Here is a 23,873-nt window from a genome sequence, read left to right as displayed (position 1 = left end):
GCTCAGCTACGCTTGACCGCATCGGGCATGGCCCAATCCGGGATGCCCTTATCAGGATCCTGCGGCTGGCCGCCCTGGCGCCCGTCCCAACCCTGCTGCCCCGGTCCGGTGACGGTCTCGAGGATCGAGCCCGGCAGCGCCTTCGGCGTTTCGAACAGGCCGCAGAGCGGCATCACGAGCAGGAAGTGGGCGAAGTAGTAGACCGTGCAGATCCGGCCGACGATGACGTAGCCACCCTCCGGCGGCTTGGCACCGAGCCAGCCGAGCAGGATCGCGTTCACGACGAACACCCAGAAGAACACCTTGTAGACCGGGCGGTAGTTCGTCGAACGGACCCGCGAGGTGTCGAGCCAGGGCGCGAAGGCGAGGATGATCACCGCGCCGAACATCAGGATCACGCCGCCGAGCTTGTCCGGTACCGCGCGCAGGATCGCGTAGAATGGCAGGAAGTACCATTCGGGCACGATGTGCGCCGGGGTCACCGAGGCGTTGGCCGGCACGTAGTTGTCGGCGTGGCCGAGATAGTTCGGCTGGTAGAAGACGAACCACGCGAAGATGATCATGAACGCGACCGTCGCGAACGCGTCCTTCACGGTAGCGTAGGGCGTGAACGGAACCGCATCCTTGCTCGACTTGATCGGGATGCCGGCCGGGTTGTTCTGACCCGTGACGTGCAGCGCCCAGACATGCAGCACGACGACGCCGGCGATCATCCAGGGCAGCAGGTAGTGCAGCGAGAAGAAGCGGTTGATCGTCGGATTACCCACCGAGTAGCCGCCCCAGAGCAGGCTCTGGATCGAGTCGCCGACGATCGGGATCGCGGCGAGGATGTTGGTGATGACGGTGGCGCCCCAGAAGCTCATCTGGCCCCACGGCAGGGTGTAGCCGAGGAAGGCGGTGGCCATCATCAGCAGGTAGATGATGACGCCGAGCAGGTAGAGCACCTCCCGCGGGGCCTTGTAGGACCCATAATAGAGCGCCCGGAAGATGTGGACGTAGACCGCCAGGAAGAACATCGAGGCGCCGTTGGCGTGCATGTAGCGTAGCAGCCAGCCGTAGTTCACGTCGCGCATGATGTGCTCGACGCTCTCGAAGGCCGCTCCGGCCGACGGCTCGTAATGCATCGCCAGCCAGACGCCGGTCACGATCTGGATGCCGAGGAAGGCCGACAGGATCGCGCCGAAGGTCCAGAAGTAGTTGAGGTTTCGCGGAACCGGGTAGGCGATGAAGGAGGAGTGAACCAAGCCGACGAGCGGCAGGCGCGACTCGAACCACTTCGCGATGCGGCTCTTGGGAACGTAGATCGAGGTGGCGTGCGCGCTCATGAGGTGACCCGCTCAGCTCCGCTTATCATGTCCGCGTATTGTCGGTTCAGGCCGCGGCCTTGCCGCCCTCTTCGCCGATCCGGACCTTGGTGTCGGAGGCGAAGGTGTAGGGTGGGATCGGCAGGTTGATCGGCGCCGGGCCGCGGCGGACGCGGCCGACTGCATCGAACTGCGAGCCGTGGCAGGGGCAAGCCCAACCCTCGAAGTTGCCCTGGTGGCCGATCGGCACGCAGCCGAGATGGGTGCAGTTGCCGTAGACTACGAGCCACTGGTCGTGGCCCGACTTCACGCGGGCGTCGAAGGGGGCCGGATCGGAGAGCTCCGAGACCGGGATCGCCTTCATGTCCTTGACCTCTTTCTCCGTCAGCTTGCGGACGAAGATCAACTTGCCCCGCCAGAACACGTTGACGATCTGGCCGTCCGTGATCGGGGCGAGATCGACGTCGAGGGGCGCGCCGGCCGCGATCGTCGCCGCGTCGGGCCGCATCGACGAGACGAAGGGCCAAGCAGCGAAGGCGCCCCCCACGGCGACGGCCGCACCGGTCGCGAGAAACAGGAAGTCGCGACGGCTGCCATCCTGATCCTGCGCGCCTGCAGTGGTGGCCGAGGTGTTCGCCAAGACTCGTACTCCGAACGGAGAAGCGCAAACGTCTCGCCGAGAAGCACTCCGGTCTTCTGCCGGATCAGCGCCTTGCGAGCTTTGCGCGGGAGATCAGCCTAACGTGACGGCAGACACCATCGCGTCGCTGCGGACAATGCGACCAGGGGTCACCCGACCACATTCCCATAGCCGCGCTCTGTGACATGTCAGATGCGAACGTGTCTAGACTGTCGAGGCTAAGCGACATGCAGTTTGCTGCATGTTCGGCAGTGGCCTCCGCTCACGCCTCCGCCAGAACCAGCGCACGGGGCGGCGGCAGGTTCGCCCGCAGTTCGCGGCTGACGGCCGACGAGGCCGCGACCGTGCCGAGATTGGCGTAGGTCTCGTGGTTCTTCTCGATCGCGGAGAGGTCGTAGAGATAGTTCACCATCAGGCCGTAGGACTGTCCGACCCCCTTCGGCGAGGTGTCGCCGAGAAAATTCATGCGCTCCAGCCGCGCGCCGTTGCCAAGATGGAAGCGCGCCACCGGGTCGGCCGGGCGCCCCTTGGCATTTTTGGCGCGCAGGAAATAGGCCGCCGCCGCGGGCAGCATCGCTCGCCGCACAGCCTCGGTCTTCGCCTTGTCGCCCTGCCAATCGTCTGAATCGAGCAGGCGCAGGGTCTCGACATCCTCTGGGGTCAGCCCCTGCGGAGCATCCGAGCCGCGCTCGCGGTCGAGCCAGCTCCGGAAACCCGGAACCGGCGAGAGCGTGACGAAGGTCTTCAGCGTCGGGATCTCGCGGGCGAGGTCCTCGACCACCTGCTTGATCAGGAAGTTGCCGAAGGTGACGCCTGCAAGCCCAGGCTGGCAGTTCGAGATCGAATAGAAGATCGCAGTCGTCGCCGACCGCATCGGCAGCGGCTCGCGCTCGTCCGCTAGAATCGGCCCGATGGACGAGGCGATCCCGGAGGTCAGCGCCACCTCGACGAAGATCAGCGGCTCGTCGAGCAGCGCCGGATGGAAGAATGCGTAGCAGCGCCGGTCTTGCGGCTCGATCCTGCGGCGCAGGTCGTCCCAGTCCTCGATCTCGTGCACGGCCTCGTAGCGGATGATCTTTTCGAGGATGTCGGCCGGCGAACTCCAGCCGATATGCCGCAGCACCAGAAAACCGCGGTTGAACCACGACATGAACAGGTGCTCGAAATCACTGTCGAGGCTGCCGGCGGCATCGATCAGGTCGGGATCGGCACCTTCCTGCTTCAGGCGCTTGCGGAGCACGAACAAGTCTTGCCGCATGCGTACGAGCGCCAACGTACCGCCGCGCGCGAGATTGAGCCGTCGGATCAGCTCCTGAGCACGCGGCTCGGCCGACTCGTGCAACTGGCCGAGTTGAGCGCGGGTCGGGTTGGCCCTGTAGGCGGCGATGGCTTCATCGACCGCATCATGATCGGCATCGAATTCTGCTGCGACGAGCCTGAGGAAGGCGAGCCGCTCTTCCTGCGGCAGAGCTGCGTAGCGTTCGAGGATCAGGCGGGCGAGGGCGACGCCCGAGGCCTCGCCGCGCCGGGAGATCAGATCTTCGCAGAGTCGCAGCAGGTCGGCCGCGCTATCGGCGCGACCGAGTTCGCTACGTCCGAAATTGATCAGATCGCGTCCGCGATCGCCGATCGTCTGCAGGAGGTCGCCGAGAAATGAGATCGCCGCCATGGAACGCTATCCGACTCTCCGGCCCCGATCGCCAATCCGGGGAGCGGTAACAGCCTCCCCGCTCAGCTTGAGATTTTAGGGCCGTGGGCCGGTTTCGGCCAGCACGGACACCGCGTCGCTGCCATTCCCGAACGGGTCAGCCCCGTCTGCCGGCGGATGAGGTCGCGATGTCGGCCGTGTCCGCCCGCTCGCGCCAATCGACCAGGCCATGCTGGCGGGCGAACCGGATTTCTGCGGCACGCAACGCCCGCTCCGGATCCCGCGCCTTCGCGATCTCGACGGAACCGACAGTGAACGGAACGCCGAGTATCTCCTTGGCGAAGTGGATGAGGTAGTTTGACACGCACGACTCCATTCCTGCGAGCATTCGCTTGATGCGGTAGGACCCCCTGCGACGCAGGCTCGAACGACGCTGGCGCGGACGGATCCTTTTTCTCCGCAGCTGACTGGATATGGGGACGAACGAGCGATTCGACAAAGCTTTCTGCGAAGGGGCTTCTTCCGCAAACGTAACATCGATTGACCGCTCGAGGGGCAGGCGAGCGGACGCTTCCGGGTTGCAGCTTTTCGACGAGCCCGGTAGCCGAGCGGGGATGTCCAGCCTCGCCGCCACCCATCACGCCATTTCACAGCCCCAACCGACCCGTGCGATGGCGGTCACGTGAGCCGTACACCGCGCGACGACACGTATGGCTTCACGGTAAGGACGAGGCTCGGTCTCACCCTGATCGCCGGGGGCGCCGTCGCGAACATCTACTACAATCAGCCGCTGCTGGCGCTTCTGGTGGCCGAATTCGGTGATCGAGCCGCCCTCGTGGTGCCAACGGCGAGTCTCGTCGGCTACGGCCTCGGCATCCTCGGGCTGGTGCCGCTGGGCGACGCCCTACCGCGCCGCAGCCTGATCATCGGTCAGTTGCTCGGACTTGCTGTGGCGCTCGTTGTCGCGGCTCTCAGTGCGAATCTAGCCGTGCTCGGGTCGGCGAGCCTTGCGATCGGCATCCTTGCCTCCGCCGCGCAACAGGCCGTGCCCTTTGCCGCCGAACTCGCGCCGGATGCCACTCGCGGGCGCATGGTCGGCCAGGTCATGACCGGGCTGTTCTGCGGCATCCTGCTGGCTCGGACCGCCAGCGGCTTCGTCGGCGCGCATTTCGGATGGCGATCCGTCTTCGCTGCGGCGGCGATGGTGGCCGTCCTCATGGCCGGCATTGCGGCCGTGACCCTGCCCCACACTGCACCGAAGCGGCTTCGCTACCGAGCCCTGATGACGTCGCTTCTCCACCTCCTGCGCTCGCAGCCGGTGCTGCAGAACGCCAGCCTGTCGCAGGGGCTGCTCTTCGCGAGCTTCAACGCCTTTTGGGCAACCCTGGCATTGCTCGTCGAGGCGCCACCCTTCGATCTTTCCCCGGCGGGCGCGGGCCTATTCGGCGTCATCGGCGTGGCCGGTGCGATCATCGCGCCGCTCTCCGGCCGCTACAGCGATCGTCGCAGCGCGCGTCCGGTCGTCATCGCCGGAAGCCTCTGCGTCATCGCGGCTTTCGCGGTGTTGGCCGTCGGCGGATCGTGGTCGCTAGCCGCCATCGTCGTCGGCGTGCTGTTGATCGATCTCGGGATCAACGCCGCGCTGATCGCCAACCAGACCCGTGCCTACGCCCTCGTCGCCGGAGCGCGGGGACGCATCAACACCGTGCTGTTCACGTCGGTTTTCGTTGGTGGTGCCTTCGGGGCCTTTACCGGCACGCGCGCCTTCATGATGGCCGGCTGGTCGGGCGTCTGCCTGGTCGGCGGCGCTTTTGCCGTCGGTGCCCTCGCTGTGTCCTGGTTCGGAGGCCGGGCCAGAGCATGATGCGGGAAAGCGGATTCCGGTTTCCCGAAAACGTCATGCGACAGCAAAGATTTAGACCGATTTGAGCACCCGCGAGAGCCGGCACCAAGCCCCTTTATCGGGCGGCAGGCCGAAGCGGAGTTGGGATGGCGCCTCCGGAAACCGGCGGACATAGATCCCCGCCTCCCCGAGGAGACGGAACATCGATAGACCGTCCCGGAAGGTCGCGGTCCGAAAAAGGACCGTACCGCCAACGATTTGGCCGCCGCCGCGAACGATCATCCGGTCGAGCCGCGCCGCATCCTTCGCCCGCGCCGTCGCAGTTTCCTGCCGCCAGGCCGCATCCGGGAGCGCAACGAGCCCGGCTGCGATCGCCGGCCCCGACACGGCCCAGGGGCCGAGGGCGGTTTCGATGCGTTGGGCGAGGATCGGTTCGGCCAACGCGAAGCCGAGGCGGAGGCCGGCGAGCCCGTAGCTCTTGCCGAAGGAACGCAGACGCACTGCTCCCGCACCGAGGTCGGTTCCCACCGAGCCGTCGGCTTCGAGGTCGGCGAAAGCCTCGTCGGCGACGAGGAGGCCGCCCTTGCTCGATAGCGTTCGAGAGAGCTGCCGGAGAGCGTCGGGGGCATGAATCCGGCCGTCCGGATTGTTCGGGTTGACCGCGACGACGACGTCCAAACGGTCGGCCGACGGCAGCTCCGACACCGTTTCGACGGCATGGCCCGATCGCCGCCAAGCCATTGCATGTTCAGCATAAGTCGGCCCGACGACGGCCACGCGGGATGCGGGCCGGAGCCGCGGGATCGTCTCGATCAGGATCTGTGATCCGGGAGCGGTGGCGACGTGGTTCGAGTCCGGTGCGCCGTAGGCTTTCGCGGCGGCAAGCTTGAGCGTGAGGAGGTCGGCGGCCGAGGGGAGGCGCTGGAGGGTGCTGGCTTCGAAGGGCGGCAGCGGATAGGGGACCGGGTTGATCCCGGTGGACAGGTCGAGCCAGGGCTCCGGCGCGTTCGGAAACTGCCTCCGAGCGGCGTCGAGATCGCCGCCGTGGAAGACCGGGAGCGTGCCGCCCTCCGCTAGAGCCTCCGCCTCGTTTGCGGAAAACGCAGACACATCAATGCCTTGGACCAGCCTGACCCACCCGCCCGACGCGCTCGCGATCCTGTGCCTCGCGCTGGCGATCGAGGCGGCGGCCGGCTATCCGGATCGCCTCTACAGGGCGTTCGGCCACCCTGTCACCTGGATCGGCCGGCTGATCGCGGCCCTCGAAGCCGGGTTCAACCGCGGTGGCGAGGCCCGGCGCCGGGTATCCGGCATCGTGGCGTTGGTGATGCTCATCGCCATTTCCGGATCGACGGCGATCGTCCTGACGATGCTCGCCGCCTATGCCGGCCGAGCAGGATCACTCGTACTCGTAGCCCTGCTTGCTGCCAGCCTTCCGGCGCAGCGCAGCCTGTATAGCCACGTCGCATGCGTGGCGCACGACCTGGCCAATGACGGGTTAGCCGCTGGCCAGCATGCGGTATCCATGATCGTCGGCCGCAACACGGAGACGTTGGACGAAGCCGGCATCTGCCGCGCGGCGATCGAAAGCCTGTCCGAAAACTTTTCGGATGGAATCGTCGCGCCGGCCGTCTGGCTCGGTGTCGGCGGATTGCCGGGCGGCGTGCTCTACAAGGCTATCAATACCGCCGACAGCATGATCGGCCACCGTACCCCGCGGCATGAGGCCTTCGGCTGGGCCTCCGCCCGGCTCGACGACCTCGTGAACCTGCCGGCTTCCCGGCTGACGGCCCTGCTGCTGATCGCCGCCGCCGCGATCCACCGCGACGCCTCGGCCGGCGGGGCGTGGCGGGCCGTGCGGCGCGATGCGCGCCGGCACCGGTCGCCGAATGCCGGCTGGCCGGAGGCGGCGATGGCGGGGGCGCTCGGCTTGCGGCTTGCCGGACCGCGGGTCTACGGCGAGACGCGGGTCGAGGATGCCTGGATGGGCGACGGCCGGGCCGAAGCCGGCCCGGCGGATGTGAAGCTGGCGCTGCGGCTCTACCGGACGGCGTGCCTGCTGCTGTTCGGCCTCGCCTGCGCCGGTCTCCTCGTCATGGTGCTGTGACGGCCCGCGCCGTCACAGGCATGGTGTGACGATCGTCCCCTTCTTTTCCTTGAGTGCGTCGCGAACGTTCAGAAGCGAATAGCGCTCCGACTTGTCGAGGCTCGGATACTCGATCGTGAAGTCGGCCGCCCGGCTCGCGAGGAGGGCTTCGGCCAGATTCTGCAGCGTGAAACGGGCGCCACGCGCTTCGGTGGGACCGTAGCCGCCGGTCACGGAGAACGGGAAGCTCTTGCCGTCGACGACGACCTGCACGTCGAGCGGTTTTTGTTTGGGCGCGGTGTCGGCGACGCCTTCCAGGATGATCCCCGAGCGAAGCTCGTCGGTGCCGGATCCGCAGAAGATGATGAAGTTGCCGCCGCTCTTGTTGCGGATGCTCGCCTCGACGCTGCCCTGCCCGGTTCCGACGACCCAGCGGTAATCGACGGCCTCGGCGGGCGTCGCCGCCAGGATGGCGAGCAGGGCCACGACACGCTTCATCGGCATTCGCTCGAACTCCCGTTGCTCGCCACCAGAGCCGCGCCCGATCGCCTTGCAGGCGAGCTCGGCTGCAACACCGTGTTTCGTCGCGCACTCTGCCGAGCCGGCTCCCGCTTCGGCGATGTGCGCTCCGGCTTTTAGCGTGATCCGCCTCTGCCGGCGAGATCGCGGATACCGGCCAGCGCCAGCAACCCATCGCAATCGAGATGCGCTTCGAGGTGGTCCGCGAAGCCGTCGAGCACGGCTTCGATACCCGCCTCGTAGGATGCTCCTCCCGTTGCGGCGCCGAGCCGCGTCAGCCAGGCCGCGCGCTGCGCGTCGTCCGCGAACAGCCCGTGGACGTAGGTGCCGGACACCCGGCCGTCGGCTGAGACGGCCCCGTCGGCCCGGCCGTCGGCGAAGCGCAGCAGCGGGCGGGCGGCGTCCGGCCCGGTGGTGTCGCCGACATGCATCTCGTAGCCGCTGAACGGCACCCCGTCCGGCTCGCTCGTGCCGGTGACGGCGACGAGGCGCTTGGCGGCCGTCATCACCGTTTCGATGTCGAGGAGGCCGAGCCCGTCGATGCTGCGCGGCGCACCCTCGATGCCGTCCGGGTCGCCGATCCGCCGCCCGAGCATCTGGAAGCCGCCGCAGAGGCCGAGGACGCGGCCACCCCGGCGGACATGCGCGCGGATGTCGACGTCCCAGCCCTGGGCCTGAACGAACAGGAAATCGTCGATCGTCGTCTTCGAGCCCGGCAGCAGCACGAGGTCGACATTGGCGGGGATCGGCTCGCCGGGGCGCACCCAGACCACCTCGACGCCCGGCTCCTGCCGCAGCGGATCGAGATCGTCGAAATTCGCGATATGCGGCAGCACCGGCACGGCGACGATCGCGCCGGCGCCGGTCCGCGCGATCGGCGGCGCCAGACTCATCGCGTCCTCGGCGGGCAGGCGCGCGGCGGCGTGGAAGTGCGGCACCAGGCCGAACGGCGTCCAGCCGGTGGCCTCGGCGATCATCGCCATGCCATCGCTGAAGAGCGTCGGGTCGCCGCGAAACCGGTTGACGATGAAGCCGCGGATCATGGCGGCGTCGTCCGGATCGATCACCGTCTTGGTGCCGACGAGGCTCGCGATGACGCCGCCGCGGTCGATGTCGCCGACCAGCACCACCGGCGTGTCCGTTGCGCGGGCAAAGCCCATATTGGCGATGTCGCCACGGCGAAGGTTGATCTCGGCGGGCGAGCCGGCGCCCTCGACCAGTACGATGTCGGCCTCGCCCTCGAGATGCTCGAAGCTCTCGATCACCGAGGCGAGCAGGCGCGGCTTCCAGCCCTGGTACTCCCGCGCCTTGGCGGTGCCGACCATCCGGCCCTGCACGATCACCTGCGCGCCGACATCGCTCTGCGGCTTCAGCAGCACCGGATTCATGTGGACGGAGGGTGCGACCCGCGCGGCGCGCGCCTGCAGCGCCTGAGCCCGGCCGATCTCGCCGCCATCGGCGGTGACGGCGGCATTGTTCGACATGTTCTGCGGCTTGAACGGGCGAACCGCGAGACCACGGCGCGTAAACACGCGCGCCAGTCCCGCGACGATCAGCGATTTGCCGACGTCGGAGCCGGTGCCTTGGATCATCAGGGCGCGTGTCATCGATGCGGATCGCCCAGGGAGGGTGTGTTCAGGGGCGCCACATCATGCTCTTGGTCACGACCGCAGCACTCCACTCCAGCGCGACGGTGCAAGATGCCGCGGAGATTGCGCTGATGAATTCGCTTCCCGCCGTCATTCCGGGTTCCGCTGCGCGACCCGGGAATGACGTTGGAGGATTGCATGCTCGACGGCTCAGTCCCGTGGGCCTGCTAGAAGAACGGCCCCGGCCCATAGCCCCAACCGTAAGGACGCGGGCGGAACGGCGGGTACGGACCCGGTCCGAAGCCGGGACCGTAGGCGAAGACCGGGCGCGGACGGAACGGCGGCGGGCCGTAAAAGGGCGGCGGTCCATCGAAGCCATCATCGAAAACCTCGCGGTAGATTGGCCGCGGTCGCAGATAGACCGGGCGCTCGACCACGACCTCGCGCACGATGCGCCGGGTCCGGTAGACCGGACGCTCCACGACGACCCGGCGCACGATCGTGCGTGGCCGGTAGACGGTGCGGGTGCGGATCTCGGGCGGCGCCTGATAGGCCTGGACGACCGGCTCGTCGGCCTGGGCCGGGGCCGCGGCGCCGAGGACGCCGCCGGTCAGCAGCAGGGCGCCGGTCAAGGCGAAGGCGAAGCGTGTCATGGTCCACCTCGTCGATGCGCGAGGCTCCGGGAAGGCGCCGCGCTGTTACGGCGAAGGTTGTGCAACGGCGCGATGGTGGCATCAAGACTGCGGCCGGATGGCGCGTGTCGCACGCGGATCGGACCTAGGCCATGCGCCGCGGTGACGGCGCGTTCCGATATGGAGGCCGGGCTTCTGTCCCGCCCCGATGGACCCGCACCCGGCACATCGTGCACGCGCTCTACCCAGGGGCGCGCTCGACGCTATGCCGCTCGCCCAAAGTCCCGACTGGCAGGATCGATACCCTCCTGTCCGTCGCGGCCGGTAACGCGGACGGTCACCGGATATCGCCTTCAGGCTGAGGCACGACGCCATTCCGCCGGATCCGAAGGATCGAAGGCAGGCGGCGAGATATCCGGGCCCGCCTCGGCTCAGAACTCGATCCCCTCCTGCGCCTTCACGCCCGCCGCGAAATGGTGCTTCACGCTGCCCATCTCGGTGACGAGGTCGGCGGCTTCGATCAGGGCCGGCTTGGCGTTGCGGCCGGTGACGACGATGTGGAGGTCCGGCCGGCGGGCGCGGAAGGCGGCGACCACGGCGTCGAGATCGAGGTAGTCGTAGCGCAGCGCGATATTGAGCTCGTCGAGGATGACGAGGCGGATGCTCGTGTCGGCCATCAGGCGCTCGGCCTCGGCCCAGGCATGCTTGGCGGCGGCGAGGTCGCGGGCCTTGTCCTGGGTCTCCCATGTGAAGCCCTCGCCCAGCGTGTGCCAGTCGATCTGGTCCCCGAACGCCTTGATGGCGTGCTTCTCGCCCGTGTCCCAGGCGCCCTTGATGAACTGCACGACTCCGACGCGCCAGCCGCGGCCGAGGGCCCGCAGCATCAGGCCCCAGGCCGCCGTCGATTTGCCCTTGCCGGGGCCGGTATGGACGATGAGCAGGCCCTTCTCGATCGTTTTCTCCGCGACCTCGGCATCCTGCACGGCCTTGCGCTTCTCCATCTTTTCGCGATGGCGGGCTTCGTCGTCGCTCATGCGGGCGCTCCGGGATTGTCGGGGGAGGGTTTGACGGTCATCGGCAGCCCGGCGACCATGAAGACGACGCGGTCGGCTTGCTGCGCCAGCCGCTGGTGCAGCCGCCCGGCCTCGTCGCGAAAGCGGCGGGCGAGCGCGTTGTCCGGCACGATGCCGAGGCCGACTTCGTTGGAGACCAGCACCAGCGGGCCTCGGGCGGCAGCGCAGGCGTCGCGAAGCGCGTCGACGGCGGCAGGCAGGGCCGATTCGGCGAGCATCAGGTTGGTCAGCCAGAGCGTCAGGCAGTCGACGAGCACCGGGCCATGCGCGGCGGCGACCGCCTGAGCCAGATCCGTCGACACGTCCTGCGTGATCCAGCCTTCGGGCCGCCGCTCGCGATGCAGGGCGATCCGCGTCCTCATCTCGTCGTCCCAGGCCTGTGCCGTGGCGAGATAGCGCCACGGACCGGGGCCGGCCTCGATCAGCGCCTCCGCGTAGCGACTCTTGCCGGAACGGGCGCCGCCGAGCACCAGGGTCATGCGAGGGGCGGTTGCAGTCATCCGCCTCCCTTGCCGCGCACGGAGCCGAAGGTCAAAGCGGATCGTTCGTGGCGGGCGCGGTCACTGCGCGGCGCTGTTGCGCCTCACCGAGACGCGGTTCGGCACCTGATCCGGCTCCGGCCGCCAGAGCGGGACGAGGACACGCAGCCAGGCGCGGGTCTCCTCTCCGCCAAGGTTGCGCTGGGCGATGTCGCGGGTGACGAAGGCCTGGATTGTAAACTTGTCGAACGCGTAGCCGACGAGGCCGCCGACCGCGACCTGGCCGACATGCCGGTAGCCCAGCCGGCCGGTCGGCAGGTCGGTCGAGCCGAAGGCGACGGCGCCGGCCTGCCACTTGCCGAAGCGCTTGGTCGCGGTCAGGTCGAGGTTCATGTAGTCGGAATAGAACACGCCGGTCGGCGAGGTGTTGTCCAACATCGTGCCGTAATGGAGGTTGGCCGTCAGGTTCCAGCCATCGCCGACGTAGCTGATCGCGAAGCGTTGGGCGATCGAGGCCGACCGGAGCGCGAAGAGCGTATCGCTCGGCCAGAAGCCGCCGAGGAAGTAGCTGACGCCGAGGTTGTCGCCGATCTTCCAGGCGACCTGAGCCGTCGTCAGCGGCTGGGCCAGGCCCGCCTGCCACGGCCCCTCCTGCGGGCTGACCGCGTTGAACGGGAACGACTGGATGAACCGCAGCTGTCCCCCCAGCACGGTCCAGGGGGTCGCCCACAGAAAGACGGCCAGATTGTTGTTGCCCTGGTTGTCCCGCGGCAGCGTCCCGCGCTCGGCGAAGCTCGAAGTGACGTTCATCTGGACGCCGGTTGGAATCTGCCAGCCCGTCGGCAGGCCGACGGTGATGCCCGGCAGCGCAGCGGACCGGGCAAAGGCCGCGGACGGCACCAGAGCAACGCCCAATGCTGCGGCTCGAAGAAGTTTCAACCCGCTTCGCCGCACTGCGCCAGTCATTGCTTCTCTTTCAACTCAACTAAAAGTTATAGTTTTGCGGAGCACAATCGATTGAAGTTGGAGTAAATTTGAATTGTACCGTACTATGCTTGATTATCGGGTCTGAATTCCTGCGTAAATTATGCATGTGCGTCACACGTCGTGTCATTCACGCAAAAAGAATAGCCTGCATGGGATCAAATCATCGCCTCGAACGTAGGTGGGGCGTCGCGCCGATTCGTTGCCCGCCCACTGTTTGCCGGGCGGCATCGACGGGAACGGCGCGGCGCGTCGTTGTGCCCGGCCGCGACAGCGTTTATGGAGAACCGGACGGTGCCTCGGAGACGGGGTGAAAAGGGAATGCGGTGAGAGGTTCGCCTCGAACCCGCGGCTGCCCCCGCAACTGTGAGCGGCGAGTTTCTGTCGAGAGCCACCGGAGCGATCCGGGAAGGCGGCAGGCGCATCGACCCGCGAGCCAGGAGACCTGCCGTCCCCCGTGTTCTCGATGCCGCCGGCGGGGCGGCCGGAGTTTTTCAAGATGTCCACGACCACCGCTACCGTTCAGACCGCCGCCGCCGCCAGCGAGAGCACCCGCGCGATCGTCATCGCCGCGCTGCTCGGCCTCGGTCTCGTGTTCATGACGGGCTTCGCCCCAGCCATGGCCCTGCACAACGCCGCGCACGACTTCCGGCACACGCAGAACTTCCCCTGCCACTGACGGCGCTGGAAGCGTGTCCGATCCTTTTCGATCGAGACACGCCTTTCATCCCTTGTTCTGACGCGCTCAGTCTCGTCGAAGCGGCATCCGCTCCGGCGACGAGCGCTCTAGCGCCGGACAGCATCTCATGATCATCCGATTGGTGTCGGCGGCCCTGGTCGCCGGCTTCCTCGCGGCCGTCGTCGCGACTGGCCTGCAATTCGCCCTGACCTCGCCGCTGATCCTCAAGGCCGAGGTTTTCGAGGCGCAGGCCGGCAAGCAGGCCTCGCTGTCGTCGCCCTTCGCCCATCTCATCGTACCGGCCCATGGCGATGCGCATGGCCATGGCGAGGGCGGCGCTGCGGAGGCGTGGCAGCCCGCGCCCGGCCTCGAGCGCATGGCCTATACCGGCCTCGCGACTCTCGTTGGCGGCGTCGGCTACGCCCTGCTCCTCGGCGCGGTGATGTTGGCGCTGAAGCGGGTGCCCTCCCCCGAGACCGGCCTCGCCTTCGGCCTCGCCGGCTTCCTCACCGTCGCGCTCGCGCCGGCCATGGGCCTGCCCCCGGAACTGCCGGGCATGGCCTCGGCGGAACTCGGGGTGCGTCAGGCCTGGTGGGTGATGACCGTCGCGGCCACGGGCCTCGGCCTCTACCTCATCGCCGTGCGCCGCGTGCCGCTGACCATCGCGGGCGGCCTCGTGCTCATCGTCGCGCCGCATCTCGCCGGGGCACCGCTGGTGGTCGATTCGGACTCGAAGCTGCCGGCGGCCCTGGCGGCACAGTTCGCGGCGCGCTCGCTGGGCATCAGCCTCGTGTTCTGGGCGGTGATCGGGCTGGCCTATGGCTGGGCCTGGAACCTTTTCGCAGACAAAGCCGTGTCTGGCGGGCGCTCCCATGCCTGAAGAGACCGTTCTCTACGTCTGCACCACCTGCCGCGCCGAGGGCGACACCTCGGAGACCCGCGCCGGTGCTCGCCTGTTGGCCGCGCTTCGGGAGCGGCTGCCCGAGGATACGGCAGGCCTGCGCGTCGAGGGCGTCGAGTGCCTCTCGGTCTGCAAGCGACCCTGCAGCGTCGCGGTCGCCTCGCCCGGCCGCTGGACCTACGTCTACGGCGACCTCGACGCCGAGGCCTCCGCCCAGACCATCCTCGCCGGCATCGGTCTCTATGCCGGCACCGTGGACGGCATCGTGCCCTGGCGCGAACGTCCGGAAGCCTTCCGCAAGGGCGTCGTCGCCCGCATCCCGCCATCGCCCCCCGTAAAGGAGGCCGGACGCCCATGAGCATCGTCGAAAAGATTCCCTGCACCATCGTCACCGGCTTCCTCGGTGCCGGCAAGACCACGCTGGTGCGCCACGTCATGGAGCGCTCGGCCGGGCGGCGGCTGGCCATCATCGTCAACGAATTCGGCGATCTCGGCTTCGACGGTTCCTTCCTCGCGTCCTGCGGCATCGAGGGCTGCAACGAGGATTCGGTGGTGGAGCTGCCGAACGGCTGCATCTGCTGCACGGTCGCCGACGACTTCGTGCCGGCGCTGAACACGCTGCTCGACCGGGCCGACCCGCCCGAGCACATCCTGATCGAGACCTCCGGCCTCGCGCTCCCAAAACCCCTGGTCCAGGCCTTCCAGTGGCCGGCGATCCGCTCGCGCGTCACCGTCGACGGCGTCATCGCGGTGGTCGACGCGCCGGCCGTCGCCGCCGGCTTCTTCGCCGAGGACCCGACCGCGCTCGCCAACCAGCGCGCCGCCGACCAGGCGGTGGACCACGACAACCCGCTCGAAGAGGTGTTCGAGGATCAGATCCTCTGCGCCGACCTCGTGGTGATGAACAAGGCCGACCTGATCGACGCCGCCGCCCGCGAAAAGGTCCGCGCCGACATCCTCGCCCACCTGCCGCGCGCCGTGAAAATCGTCGAGACCGAGCACGGCCGGATCGATCCGCGCGTGCTCCTCGGCATCCAGGCCGCCGCCGAGGACGACCTCGACGCCCGCCCCTCGCATCACGGCGAAGGCGAGGACCACGATCACGACGACTTCGAATCTGTCGCGATGGACATCGCCGACACCAAGACCGCCGAAGACCTCGCCGCCCGTGTCACGGCGGCCGCCGAGATCCCCGGCGTGCTGCGCATCAAGGGGTTCGCCGAAGTCACCGGCAAGCCGATGCGCCTCGTCGTCCAGGGCGTCGGGCGCCGCATCGCGCATCACTACGACCGCCCGTGGAAGCCGAGCGAGCCGCGCGACGGCAAGCTGGTGGTGATCGGGCTGAAGGGTTTCGACCGAGCGGCCGTCGCGGCGGCGCTCAAGCCCTGATCGCTTCTGTCGGCAAGACCGGCCAATTCCTGTAGAAGCTGTTGTGATGTTGGAGCCTGCTCCCCAGCCGATGAGCGTCGCGGCCTTCTTCGCCTGGCAGGAGCGCCAGGCGGAGCGCTACGAACTCGTCGGCGGCGTGCCGGTCCGGATGATGGCGGGTGCCCGCAACGTCCACGACGACATCGTCGTCAATCTGGTGGCTGCGCTCCACACCGCGCTTCGCGGAAGCGGCTGCCGTCCCTTCACCGGTGACGGCAGCGTCGAGACGCTGCCCGGCCAGATCCGTCGGCCGGATGTCGGCGTCGATTGCGGCGCACGCGATCCGAGCGGGCTGAAAGCCGCCGCGCCCCGGCTCGTCGCCGAGGTCCTGAGCCCAAGCACCCGCGACTTCGATGCCTTCGAGAAGCTTGGCGAGTACAAGACGCTCGATTCCCTCGCCCACATCCTGCTGATCGAGCCGAACGCGGCCGAGGTCATGCTGTGGTCGCGCGACGACGAGCGCGCCTGGATCAAGCAGCGCATCGTCGGCCTCGGTGCTTCGGCCGAGCTTCCCGCTCTCCGCATCACCCTGGCTCTCGCCGATCTCTACGACGGCGTCGCCTTCCCCGCCCGGCCGCGCCTCGTCCAGGACGAGACGCCCGGCGGCGCGGCAGGCTGAGCGCCGCGCCATGCACCTCCTGCGCGTCGACACGGTCTCGCTCGACGAGGGCGAAGCGGCCATCGATCTCGGGCAGAGCCCGGGCGACGTCGTCGTGCTCTCCTTCACCGACAGCGACCTCGCCGGGATCGCGAGCGCCTATGCCGCCGAGCCCGAGCTGCCGTCGCTGCGCTTGGCCAAGATGGCGCAGCTGCGCCACCCGATGTCGGTGGATGTCTACGTCGATGCGGTGGTCGCGCGGGCGAAGGTCTGTGTGATCCGCTGCCTCGGCGGGCTCGATTACTGGCGCTACGGCATCGAGCGCGCCGCCGCCGCCGCCCGCGCCCATGGCGTCAAGCTCGCGGTGCTGCCCGGCGACGACCGGCCGGATTCGCGGCTCGACGCCTTCTCGACCGTGCCGCTGGCGCTTTCCGAGACCCTCGACGCGTATTTTCGCGCCGGCGGCGCCGACAACCTGCGCAACCTGCTGCGCCGCCTCGCGTCGGAGGCCGGCACGCCCGTTTCCTACGAGCCGCCGAAGGCGCTCCCGCGCGGCTTCCCCTGGTGCCCCGGCTGCGGACCGTTCGCCGTCGAGACCGCTTTGGCCTCGGCCGGGCCGGGGCCGACGGCGATGCTGCTGGTGTATCGCTCGGCCGTGCTGTCGGGCGAGAGCGGACCGGCCGTCGCGATCATCGCCGCGCTCAGGGAACGTGGCATCGGTTGCGTCACCCTCGCGGTGTCGAGCCTGAAGGATCCGGAGGCCGTCGCCGCCGTGCGCGCGGCCATCGCGGCCCGACGCCCCGACATGGTCATCGCCGCCACCGCCTTCTCGGCGCGTGAGGATGCCGGCTTCGTCCTCGACGCCGCCGATTGCCCTGTGCTCCAGGCCTACACGGTCGGCGCGCCGCGCGAGGCCTGGATGGCCTCGGCCCGCGGCATGAACGCGGCCGATCTCGCCATGCAGGTCGCCCTGCCGGAATTCGACGGGCGGCTCTCGGGCTTTCCGGTGTCCTTCAAGGAGGAGGCCGAGCCGATCGAAGGTTTTGCCGAGCGCCGCGCCGTGGCCGACCCGGAGGGAATCGCGGCGTTGGCCGACCGGGCGGCCGCCTGGGTTCGTCTCGCACGGACACCGCGTGAAGACCGGCGGATCGCGCTGGTGATGTCGGATTATCCTGCGCGCGGCGGCCGGGCCGGCTTCGCCGTCGGGCTCGATACGCCGGAGAGCGCGCGGGCGATCGCCGACGATCTGGCCGGTGCCGGGTATGCCGCCGGGGTCCTCGCGGATGAGGGCGCGCTGATGCGGGCGCTGACCGGGGGCGAGGCGACGTTTTCGGTATCGCTTGCGACGTATCGAGGCTGGTTCGGGCAGTTGCCGCCTGGGTCGCAGGATGAGCTGATCGAGCGTTGGGGCGAACCGGTAGCCGATCCAGTCTGCTGCGAGGGCGCGTTCCGTTTTCGCGCAGTCGCTGCAGCTGTATCCCACCCACACCCTCATCCCGAGGTGCCGCAGCGAAGCGGAGGCCTCGAAGGAGGGCTCCAGATACGAGAGCGATCCCTGGAGCCCTCCTTCGAGGCCGCTGACGCGGCACCTCAGGATGAGGGTTTTGGTAGGATGGGCCGTCCTGCTGAAACGGCAAATGGGGGCAACCTCACCGCCTTCCTCCAACCCGACCGCGGCCGCGCGAGCGACCGCAAGGCCGGCTATCACGACCCCGACGAGCCGCCGACGCACGCCTATCTCGCGTTCTACCTCGGTCTGCGAAACAACTTCGACGCCCTCGTCCATCTCGGCACGCACGGCACCACCGAGTGGCTGCCGGGCAAGGCCGTGGCGCTCTCGCCCGGCTGCTGGCCGGCGCGGGCGGTCGGGGCGCTGCCGGTGGTCTATCCCTTCATCGTCGACGATCCTGGCGAGGCCGCTCCGGCCAAGCGCCGCCTCGGCGGCATCGCGCTCGGTCACCTGACGCCGAGCGTCGAGGCCTCGGGGCTGACGCCGGAGGCGGCGGCGTTGCGCGAGCTGGTCGAGGAGTATTCGTCGGCGAGTGTGCTCGATCCGCGCCGCGCCGGGCTGATCGCCGCCGCGATCCTTGACGAGGCGACCGCCGCCGGGCTGCTGGCGGGCGCGGGCATCACGGCGAACACGCCGATGGCCGACGCGTTGACCGCGCTCGACGCCCATCTCTGCGATCTCGGCGAGACTCCGATCCGCGACGGCCTGCACGTCTTCGGCCGTGCCGCACCCGACGCGCCGGCAGCTATGCGGGCCTGCGCCGAAGCCGAGCGCGCCGGGCTTCTGGCGGCGCTCGACGGCCGCTTCGTGCCGCCCGGCCCCGCCGGCTCGCCCTCGCGCGGGCGCAGCGACGTCATGCCGACGGGCCGCAACCTCACGACCCTCGACCCGCGCAGCCTGCCGACGCGGGCGGCGACCATGCTCGGCGCCAAGGCCGCCGACGCGGTGGTGCGCCGCTACCTGCAGGACGAGGGCGATTATCCGGCCCGCATCGTCATGGACCTCTGGGCCTCGCCGACGCTCCGCACCGGCGGCGAGGACGTTGCGCACGCGCTCTCGCTGATGGGCGTACGCCCGGTCTGGGATAACGCCTCGACCCGCGTCACGGGCTTTGAGGTGCTGCCGCTCGCCGTGCTCGACCGCCCGCGCATCGACGTAACCTGCCGCGTCTCCGGCGCGTTTCGCGACACGTTTCCGGATACGCTGGCCCTCCTCGACCGCGCCGCCCGTGCCGTCGCCGAACGGGACGAAGAGGACGCGGAAAACCCCCTCGCCGCCTCGCGGCGCCGGGGTGAGTCGGCCGCCCGCGTCTATGGCGCCGCCCCCGGCCGTTACGGCGCGGGCGCGGCAGAGACCGCCCTCGACGGCGCTTGGTCCGAGCGGAAGGACTTGGGCCAAGCCTATCTCGACGCCACCACGCACGCCTTCGGCGGGCGCGAAGAAACCGGCGATGCCGGCTTCGCCGAGCGCGTCCGCCAAGCCGACGCCTATGTCCACGCCTTCGACGTCGCCGAGCGCGACCTGCTGGACGGCGATGCGGCTGCGGACGCCATGGGTGGATTCTTCGCTGTCGCGGCCGGACGCGAAACTGCGCCGCCAGCCCTCTACAGCCTCGACGTCTCGGACCCCGAGACACCGCGCACCCGCACGGCCCGCGAGGATGTCGACCGGCTGATCCGCGGCCGGCTCGCCCATCCGCGCTGGATCGACGGCCAGCTCCGACACGGCTGGCGCGGCGCGCAGGAACTGGCGCAGGGCGTCGACGCGGTCTTCGTGCTCGCAGCCACCACCGACGCCGTCTCAAGCGCCGACCTCGACCGGCTGCACGCGGCCTGGATCGGCGATCTCGACGTGTTCGAGCGCCTGCGCGCCGCCAACCCCGACGCCACCCGCGCCATCCTCGACCGCTTCGACGAGCTGCGCGACCGTGGCCTCTGGCAGAGCCGCCGCAACGCCGCGCCCACCGCCATTCTCATGCAGGACGCGGCGGAGTGAGCGGGGAGCGTCGTCGCCGCCCCGACGACCCGGCGCGGCGCGGCTGGTGCCCGAGCCTCGCCCGGCCGATGCCCACCGGCGACGGGCTGCTGGCGCGCGTGCATCCGCCGCTGGGGATCCTGAGCGCGACGCAGCTTCGCTCCATTGCCGAAGCGGCCCGCCGCTACGGCAACGGCCATGTCGATATCACCGCCCGCGGGAACCTGCAGATTCGCGGCGTGACCGAGGCGACGGCCTCGGCCCTTGCCGCCCGGCTCACGGAGGCCGGCCTCGCCGACATGCGCGCCGATGGCGGCCCGCAGCGGTTGACGCTGACGAGTGCCCTCGCCGGGTTCGATGCGGACGAGGCTATCGACGTTTTGGCGCTGGCGCGAGCCATCGAAGAGATTGGGCTCACGGTGCCGGGCTTGCCGGCGAAGACGCTGGTGGCGATCGACGGTGGCGGCCGTTGGGGGCTCGCCGCGGCGGAGGCCGACGTTTTCGTGAGTGCGACCAGAGCGGGGTGGGTCGCGATCGGATTGGCGTCCGAGACCGCAACCGACTGGTTCGCTGAGATTGCCATCGACGATGCACCAGCGGCCGTCGGCCGGGTGCTGAGCGCCTTCGTCGCCACAGGACGGCGGCGCGTGCGCGACCTCACCGAAACCGACAGAGCGCAACTCGTCGAGGCGCTCGCCGAACCGTCGCGCGCATCCCCCTCTCCCCTCTGCGGGAGAGGGTGGCCCCTGCGTCAGCAGGGGTCGGGAGAGGGGTGCGCCGGTCCCGGAGAGTTCGGAGCTGGCCGCTCTCCCGCCCGCTCCGCGGGCACCCTCCCCCATCCCAAGTCGGGCTTGGCCGACTTGGGCAGTAGAAGGACAGATCTCGGGCTTGCCCGAGATCTTTTGGGGGGGAGGGTTTTTGCCGGCGCGCCTGCACCCGGCCTGACGGCCCTGCCGTCCGGCCGCACGGCCATCGTCGTCGAAGCTCCGTTCGGCCGCTGCACGGCCGACAACCTCGATGCCGTCGTAGCCCTCGTGGTCGGTGCGCCATCACTCGATGAGGCTGAATTCCACCCCCGTCACTCCGGGGCCGCGCAGCGGAACCCGGAACCCACGACGGGGTACAGCGTGTCGGGTAGGTTCCGAGTTCTCGCTCGCAGCGAGCCAAGGAATGATGGGGATGCGCCCGAAGTTCGTCGCGCCGGTCCCGAGGCAGCGCTGGCCAGCGAGGACGCCATCCGCCTGACCCCCGACCGCGGCCTCGTCATCTTCGTTCCGCTAGCCCGAGCCGCATCCACCCTCGCCGGCCTCGCCACCGCCGGCTTCGTCACCGACCCGGCCGACCCCCGGCGCGCCGTCGCCGCCTGCCCCGGCGCGCCGGCCTGCGCTTCCGGCACGACGCCGGTGCCGGACCACGCCGCCCAGCTCGCCGACGCCTTCGCCCCCTTCGCGGCGCGCGGTCTCACCGCCCACGTCTCCGGCTGCGCCAAGGGCTGCGCGCATCCGCGCAAGGCCGGCCTTACGCTCGTGGCCGATGAGGAGCGTTATCGCGTCGTCGTCGACGGTGCGCCGGGGGATGGCGGGCACGCGCCGCGCCTGACTTTCGAGGCGGCGCTGGACCGCGTAAGGAGGGCCGATCCGGCCCGGTCCTTAGCCGGGATTTTCGGGCCATGAGTTCCAGGATTTCGAGTACGATGCGGCCCCGCTACGAGTATATTCGCGACGGCAGCGCGATCTATGCGCGCTCGTTCGCCATGATCCGCGCGGAGTCCGACCTCGCCCGGTTCTCGGGCATCGCCGAGCGCGTCGTGGTGCGGATGATCCATGCCTGCGGCATGACCGACCTGCCGAAGGACGTGGAACTGTCCGAAACCTTCGCCGAGGCCGGCGCGCGGGCGCTCGCGGGCGGTGCGCCGATCCTGTGCGACGTGCGCATGGTCGCCGACGGCGTCACCCGCAGCCGGCTCCCCGCGAAGAACCAGGTGATCTGCACCCTCGGCGACCCGCGCGTGCCCGATCTCGCATCGCAGTTGGACACCACCCGTTCGGCCGCCGCAATGGAGCTGTGGCGCGAGCATCTGCCGGGCAGCATCGTGGCCGTCGGCAACGCGCCGACCGCGCTGTTCCGCCTGCTCGAACTGCTGGACGAGGGCGTCGCGCCGCCGGCCGCCGTGATCGGCATTCCCGTCGGCTTCGTCGGCGCAGCCGAGTCGAAGGATGCGCTCGCTCGCGACGGCCGCGTGCCCTTCGTGGTCGTGCATGGCCGCCGCGGCGGCAGCGCCATGACGGCGGCCGCCGTCAACGCGCTCGCCTGCGAGGTCGAGTGATGGAGGCGAACGCGCAGGTCGACGCCAGCGCGCACGAGGCCGACGCCGCTCCGCGCCTCGCCACGACCGGCACGCTCTACGGCGTCGGCATGGGACCGGGCGACCCCGAGTTGCTGACCTTGAAGGCGTTGCGCGTGCTGGAGCGTGCGCCGGTGCTCGTCCACTTCTGCAAGAAGGGCCGGCGCGGCAATTCCCGCACGATCGCCGACGCGGTCGTGCAGGACGCCGCCCGCGAGTTTCCGCTGGTCTATCCCTACACCACCGAGATCGCCCCCGATCACGTGGACTACGTGACGGCGCTGGCCGCCTTCTACGACGATGCGGCCGCGCGCCTCGCCGACCATCTCGGCGCCGGGCGCGACGTGGCGATCCTGTCGGAGGGCGACCCGTTCTTCTACGGCTCGTTCATGCATCTCTGGCGGCGGCTGAAGGGCCGGTTCCCGATCGAGGTCATCCCCGGCGTCACCGGCATGTCCGGCTGCTGGACGCGGGCCGGCACGCCGATCACCTGGGGCGACGACGTGCTCACCGTGTTGCCGGCGACTCTGCCGGAAGACAAGCTGCTGGCCCGCCTCGCCGAGGCGGACGCCGCCGTCATCATGAAGCTCGGCCGGCACCTGCCGAAGGTGCGGGCCGTGCTCTCGGCGACGGGGCTGCTCGCCCGCGCCGTCTATGTCGAGCGTGGCACCATGGCGGGGGAGAGCATCCTGCCCCTCGCCGAGAAATCCGACGACACGGCGCCGTATTTCTCCATGGTCCTCGTCCCCGGAGAGGGCCGCCGCCCGTGAGCCGCGGCTCCGTCACCATCGTCGGCCTCGGCCCCGGAGACCCGCGCCTGCTGACCGCCGCGGCGAGCGAGGCGCTGGCGCAGGCCGAAGACCTGATCGGCTACTTCCCCTATGTCGCCCGCGTGCCGGAGCGGCCCGGACTGGTGCGCCATGCCAGCGACAACCGGGTCGAGGTCGACCGCGCCCGCCATGCCCTGCAGCTCGCGGCCTCCGGCCGGCGCGTCGCCGTGGTATCGGGCGGCGATCCCGGCGTCTTCGCCATGGCCGCGGCCGTCTTCGAGGCCGTGGAGAACGGCGAGCCTGGATGGCGCGAGCTCGACATCGTCGTCGAGCCCGGCATCACCGCGATGCTCGCGGCGGCGGCGCGGCTCGGCGCACCGCTCGGCGGCGATTTCTGCGCGCTCTCGCTCTCGGACAACCTCAAGCCGTGGGATGTGATCACGTCGCGGCTGGAGGCGGTGTTCCGGGCCGACTTCGTGGTCGCCCTCTACAACCCGATCTCGTCCGCACGGCCCTGGCAGCTCGGCAAGGCCCTCGGCCTCGCCGCCGAGGTTCGTGCCGGCAGCACGCCGGTGATCTTCGCCCGCGCGGTCTCCCGCCCGGACGAGGCGATCCGCGTCATGACGCTGGATGCGGCGCGCGAGGCCACCGCCGACATGGCGACGGTCGTCATCATCGGCGCGTCCGGAACGCGGCTGATCGAGCGCGCCGAAGGGCTGCCGTTTGTCTACACGCTGCGGAACGTTCCGGGCTAAGCTGCCGCCTGCTTGGTGCTTTTCTCGGATAGGCGTGGCGAGCCTGAAGCGATCCCGAGCTGGCCCTCGGCGGTCAGTGAATCGGCCCTGGATCGCTTCGCTGCGCTCGCGATGACG

Annotated in this window: 23 protein-coding genes and 1 riboswitch; of the genes, 12 read left to right on the top strand and 11 right to left on the bottom strand. The window is 69.4% G+C overall.

What is annotated here, in order from left to right:
• Positions 1-2: 2 nt before the first annotated feature.
• The 4 genes from MFF07_RS01100 to MFF07_RS01085 form a co-directional block, all read right to left on the bottom strand.
• Complete coding sequence (locus MFF07_RS01100; protein ID WP_238230403.1) at positions 3-1,325, bottom strand: cytochrome b; 1,323 nt, start codon at positions 1,323-1,325, stop codon at positions 3-5.
• 46 nt (positions 1,326-1,371) lie between these two features.
• Entirely contained in the window at positions 1,372-1,944 is a 573-nt protein-coding gene (petA, locus tag MFF07_RS01095) for a ubiquinol-cytochrome c reductase iron-sulfur subunit (RefSeq protein WP_147814449.1), read from the bottom strand.
• A gap of 262 nt (positions 1,945-2,206) precedes the next feature.
• Positions 2,207-3,613, bottom strand: a complete 1,407-nt coding sequence (locus MFF07_RS01090; RefSeq protein WP_147814450.1) for a malonyl-CoA decarboxylase — start codon at positions 3,611-3,613, stop codon at positions 2,207-2,209.
• A gap of 136 nt (positions 3,614-3,749) precedes the next feature.
• Positions 3,750-3,956, bottom strand: a complete 207-nt coding sequence (locus MFF07_RS01085) for a hypothetical protein (RefSeq protein WP_147814452.1) — start codon at positions 3,954-3,956, stop codon at positions 3,750-3,752.
• Between the two features lie 318 nt (positions 3,957-4,274).
• Between MFF07_RS01085 and MFF07_RS01080 the strand changes: the two genes are divergently transcribed.
• Positions 4,275-5,456, top strand: a complete 1,182-nt coding sequence (locus MFF07_RS01080) for an MFS transporter (protein ID WP_238230402.1) — start codon at positions 4,275-4,277, stop codon at positions 5,454-5,456.
• A gap of 51 nt (positions 5,457-5,507) precedes the next feature.
• On the opposite strand, the gene cobD is transcribed toward MFF07_RS01080, so the two are convergent.
• Positions 5,508-6,545: a threonine-phosphate decarboxylase CobD gene (gene cobD / locus MFF07_RS01075; RefSeq protein WP_147814456.1), complete on the bottom strand. Its 1,038-nt coding sequence runs from the start codon at positions 6,543-6,545 to the stop codon at positions 5,508-5,510.
• Positions 6,546-6,549: 4 nt separating this feature from the next.
• Here cobD and cbiB point away from each other — a divergent pair, with 4 nt between their 5' ends.
• Positions 6,550-7,542, top strand: coding sequence for an adenosylcobinamide-phosphate synthase CbiB (cbiB, locus tag MFF07_RS01070; protein ID WP_238230401.1), 993 nt, complete (start codon positions 6,550-6,552; stop codon positions 7,540-7,542).
• A 12-nt stretch (positions 7,543-7,554) separates the two neighbouring features.
• On the opposite strand, the gene MFF07_RS01065 is transcribed toward cbiB, so the two are convergent.
• From MFF07_RS01065 to MFF07_RS01040, 6 genes are all read right to left on the bottom strand, one after another.
• A complete protein-coding gene (locus MFF07_RS01065; protein WP_238230400.1) occupies positions 7,555-8,025 on the bottom strand; it encodes a YfjT/YkfB family phage-associated protein in 471 nt (156 codons plus the stop codon).
• 131 nt (positions 8,026-8,156) lie between these two features.
• Positions 8,157-9,647, bottom strand: a complete 1,491-nt coding sequence (locus MFF07_RS01060; protein ID WP_187272451.1) for a cobyric acid synthase — start codon at positions 9,645-9,647, stop codon at positions 8,157-8,159.
• A gap of 209 nt (positions 9,648-9,856) precedes the next feature.
• Complete coding sequence (locus MFF07_RS01055; protein WP_238230398.1) at positions 9,857-10,282, bottom strand: hypothetical protein; 426 nt, start codon at positions 10,280-10,282, stop codon at positions 9,857-9,859.
• 410 nt (positions 10,283-10,692) lie between these two features.
• Positions 10,693-11,295: a cob(I)yrinic acid a,c-diamide adenosyltransferase gene (cobO, locus tag MFF07_RS01050; protein WP_147816151.1), complete on the bottom strand. Its 603-nt coding sequence runs from the start codon at positions 11,293-11,295 to the stop codon at positions 10,693-10,695.
• Positions 11,292-11,834: a bifunctional adenosylcobinamide kinase/adenosylcobinamide-phosphate guanylyltransferase gene (gene cobU, locus MFF07_RS01045; RefSeq protein WP_238230396.1), complete on the bottom strand. Its 543-nt coding sequence runs from the start codon at positions 11,832-11,834 to the stop codon at positions 11,292-11,294. The genes cobO and cobU overlap by 4 nt, the downstream gene beginning before the upstream one ends.
• A 60-nt stretch (positions 11,835-11,894) precedes the next feature.
• On the bottom strand, positions 11,895-12,713 hold the full coding sequence (locus tag MFF07_RS01040; RefSeq protein ID WP_238230394.1) for a transporter: 819 nt from the start codon (positions 12,711-12,713) through the stop codon (positions 11,895-11,897).
• Between the two features lie 359 nt (positions 12,714-13,072).
• A riboswitch (cobalamin riboswitch) is annotated at positions 13,073-13,264 on the top strand.
• A gap of 32 nt (positions 13,265-13,296) precedes the next feature.
• Here MFF07_RS01040 and MFF07_RS01035 point away from each other — a divergent pair.
• From MFF07_RS01035 to cobJ, 10 genes are all read left to right on the top strand, one after another.
• Entirely contained in the window at positions 13,297-13,476 is a 180-nt protein-coding gene (locus MFF07_RS01035; RefSeq protein ID WP_187272448.1) for a CbtB domain-containing protein, read from the top strand.
• 127 nt (positions 13,477-13,603) lie between these two features.
• Positions 13,604-14,356 (top strand): CbtA family protein, encoded by a 753-nt coding sequence (locus tag MFF07_RS01030; protein ID WP_147816149.1) that lies wholly within the window; start codon positions 13,604-13,606, stop codon positions 14,354-14,356.
• Positions 14,349-14,735 (top strand): DUF1636 family protein, encoded by a 387-nt coding sequence (locus tag MFF07_RS01025; RefSeq protein WP_147816147.1) that lies wholly within the window; start codon positions 14,349-14,351, stop codon positions 14,733-14,735. Before MFF07_RS01030 ends, MFF07_RS01025 begins: the two co-directional genes overlap by 8 nt.
• Entirely contained in the window at positions 14,732-15,766 is a 1,035-nt protein-coding gene (gene cobW / locus MFF07_RS01020) for a cobalamin biosynthesis protein CobW (RefSeq protein WP_147816146.1), read from the top strand. The genes MFF07_RS01025 and cobW overlap by 4 nt, the downstream gene beginning before the upstream one ends.
• A 46-nt stretch (positions 15,767-15,812) precedes the next feature.
• A complete protein-coding gene (locus MFF07_RS01015; RefSeq protein WP_147816144.1) occupies positions 15,813-16,424 on the top strand; it encodes a Uma2 family endonuclease in 612 nt (203 codons plus the stop codon).
• A 10-nt stretch (positions 16,425-16,434) separates the two neighbouring features.
• Positions 16,435-19,908: a cobaltochelatase subunit CobN gene (cobN, locus tag MFF07_RS01010; protein WP_238230392.1), complete on the top strand. Its 3,474-nt coding sequence runs from the start codon at positions 16,435-16,437 to the stop codon at positions 19,906-19,908.
• A complete protein-coding gene (locus MFF07_RS01005; protein ID WP_238230390.1) occupies positions 19,905-21,560 on the top strand; it encodes a ferredoxin-like domain-containing protein in 1,656 nt (551 codons plus the stop codon). The genes cobN and MFF07_RS01005 overlap by 4 nt, the downstream gene beginning before the upstream one ends.
• Before the next feature lie 20 nt (positions 21,561-21,580).
• Complete coding sequence (locus MFF07_RS01000; RefSeq protein ID WP_147816140.1) at positions 21,581-22,213, top strand: precorrin-8X methylmutase; 633 nt, start codon at positions 21,581-21,583, stop codon at positions 22,211-22,213.
• On the top strand, positions 22,213-23,001 hold the full coding sequence (locus tag MFF07_RS00995) for a precorrin-2 C(20)-methyltransferase (RefSeq protein ID WP_147816138.1): 789 nt from the start codon (positions 22,213-22,215) through the stop codon (positions 22,999-23,001). Before MFF07_RS01000 ends, MFF07_RS00995 begins: the two co-directional genes overlap by 1 nt.
• The gene (gene cobJ, locus MFF07_RS00990) at positions 22,998-23,756 is read left to right on the top strand and encodes a precorrin-3B C(17)-methyltransferase (RefSeq protein WP_147816137.1); all 759 of its coding nucleotides are present in this window, start codon (positions 22,998-23,000) and stop codon (positions 23,754-23,756) included. Before MFF07_RS00995 ends, cobJ begins: the two co-directional genes overlap by 4 nt.
• The last annotated feature ends 117 nt before the right edge of the window (positions 23,757-23,873 follow it).

The organism is Methylobacterium thuringiense (genome assembly GCF_022179645.1).
Taxonomy (GTDB): Bacteria; Pseudomonadota; Alphaproteobacteria; order Rhizobiales; family Beijerinckiaceae; genus Methylobacterium; species Methylobacterium thuringiense.
This window is presented reverse-complemented; position numbering and strand designations above follow the sequence as displayed.

Coding starts and splice junctions, on each gene's coding strand:
- MFF07_RS01090 (WP_147814450.1), bottom strand. CDS start 3,613: ATGGCGGCGATCTCATTTCTCGGCGACCTCCTGCAGACGATCGGCGAT.
- MFF07_RS01055 (WP_238230398.1), bottom strand. CDS start 10,282: ATGACACGCTTCGCCTTCGCCTTGACCGGCGCCCTGCTGCTGACCGGC.
- MFF07_RS01000 (WP_147816140.1), top strand. CDS start 21,581: ATGCGGCCCCGCTACGAGTATATTCGCGACGGCAGCGCGATCTATGCG.
- MFF07_RS00995 (WP_147816138.1), top strand. CDS start 22,213: ATGGAGGCGAACGCGCAGGTCGACGCCAGCGCGCACGAGGCCGACGCC.
- cobN (WP_238230392.1), top strand. CDS start 16,435: ATGCACCTCCTGCGCGTCGACACGGTCTCGCTCGACGAGGGCGAAGCG.
- MFF07_RS01100 (WP_238230403.1), bottom strand. CDS start 1,325: ATGAGCGCGCACGCCACCTCGATCTACGTTCCCAAGAGCCGCATCGCG.
- MFF07_RS01035 (WP_187272448.1), top strand. CDS start 13,297: ATGTCCACGACCACCGCTACCGTTCAGACCGCCGCCGCCGCCAGCGAG.
- MFF07_RS01065 (WP_238230400.1), bottom strand. CDS start 8,025: ATGCCGATGAAGCGTGTCGTGGCCCTGCTCGCCATCCTGGCGGCGACG.
- MFF07_RS01060 (WP_187272451.1), bottom strand. CDS start 9,647: ATGACACGCGCCCTGATGATCCAAGGCACCGGCTCCGACGTCGGCAAA.
- MFF07_RS01025 (WP_147816147.1), top strand. CDS start 14,349: ATGCCTGAAGAGACCGTTCTCTACGTCTGCACCACCTGCCGCGCCGAG.
- MFF07_RS01015 (WP_147816144.1), top strand. CDS start 15,813: ATGTTGGAGCCTGCTCCCCAGCCGATGAGCGTCGCGGCCTTCTTCGCC.
- cobW (WP_147816146.1), top strand. CDS start 14,732: ATGAGCATCGTCGAAAAGATTCCCTGCACCATCGTCACCGGCTTCCTC.
- cobO (WP_147816151.1), bottom strand. CDS start 11,295: ATGAGCGACGACGAAGCCCGCCATCGCGAAAAGATGGAGAAGCGCAAG.
- MFF07_RS01030 (WP_147816149.1), top strand. CDS start 13,604: ATGATCATCCGATTGGTGTCGGCGGCCCTGGTCGCCGGCTTCCTCGCG.
- cobU (WP_238230396.1), bottom strand. CDS start 11,834: ATGACTGCAACCGCCCCTCGCATGACCCTGGTGCTCGGCGGCGCCCGT.
- cbiB (WP_238230401.1), top strand. CDS start 6,550: ATGCCTTGGACCAGCCTGACCCACCCGCCCGACGCGCTCGCGATCCTG.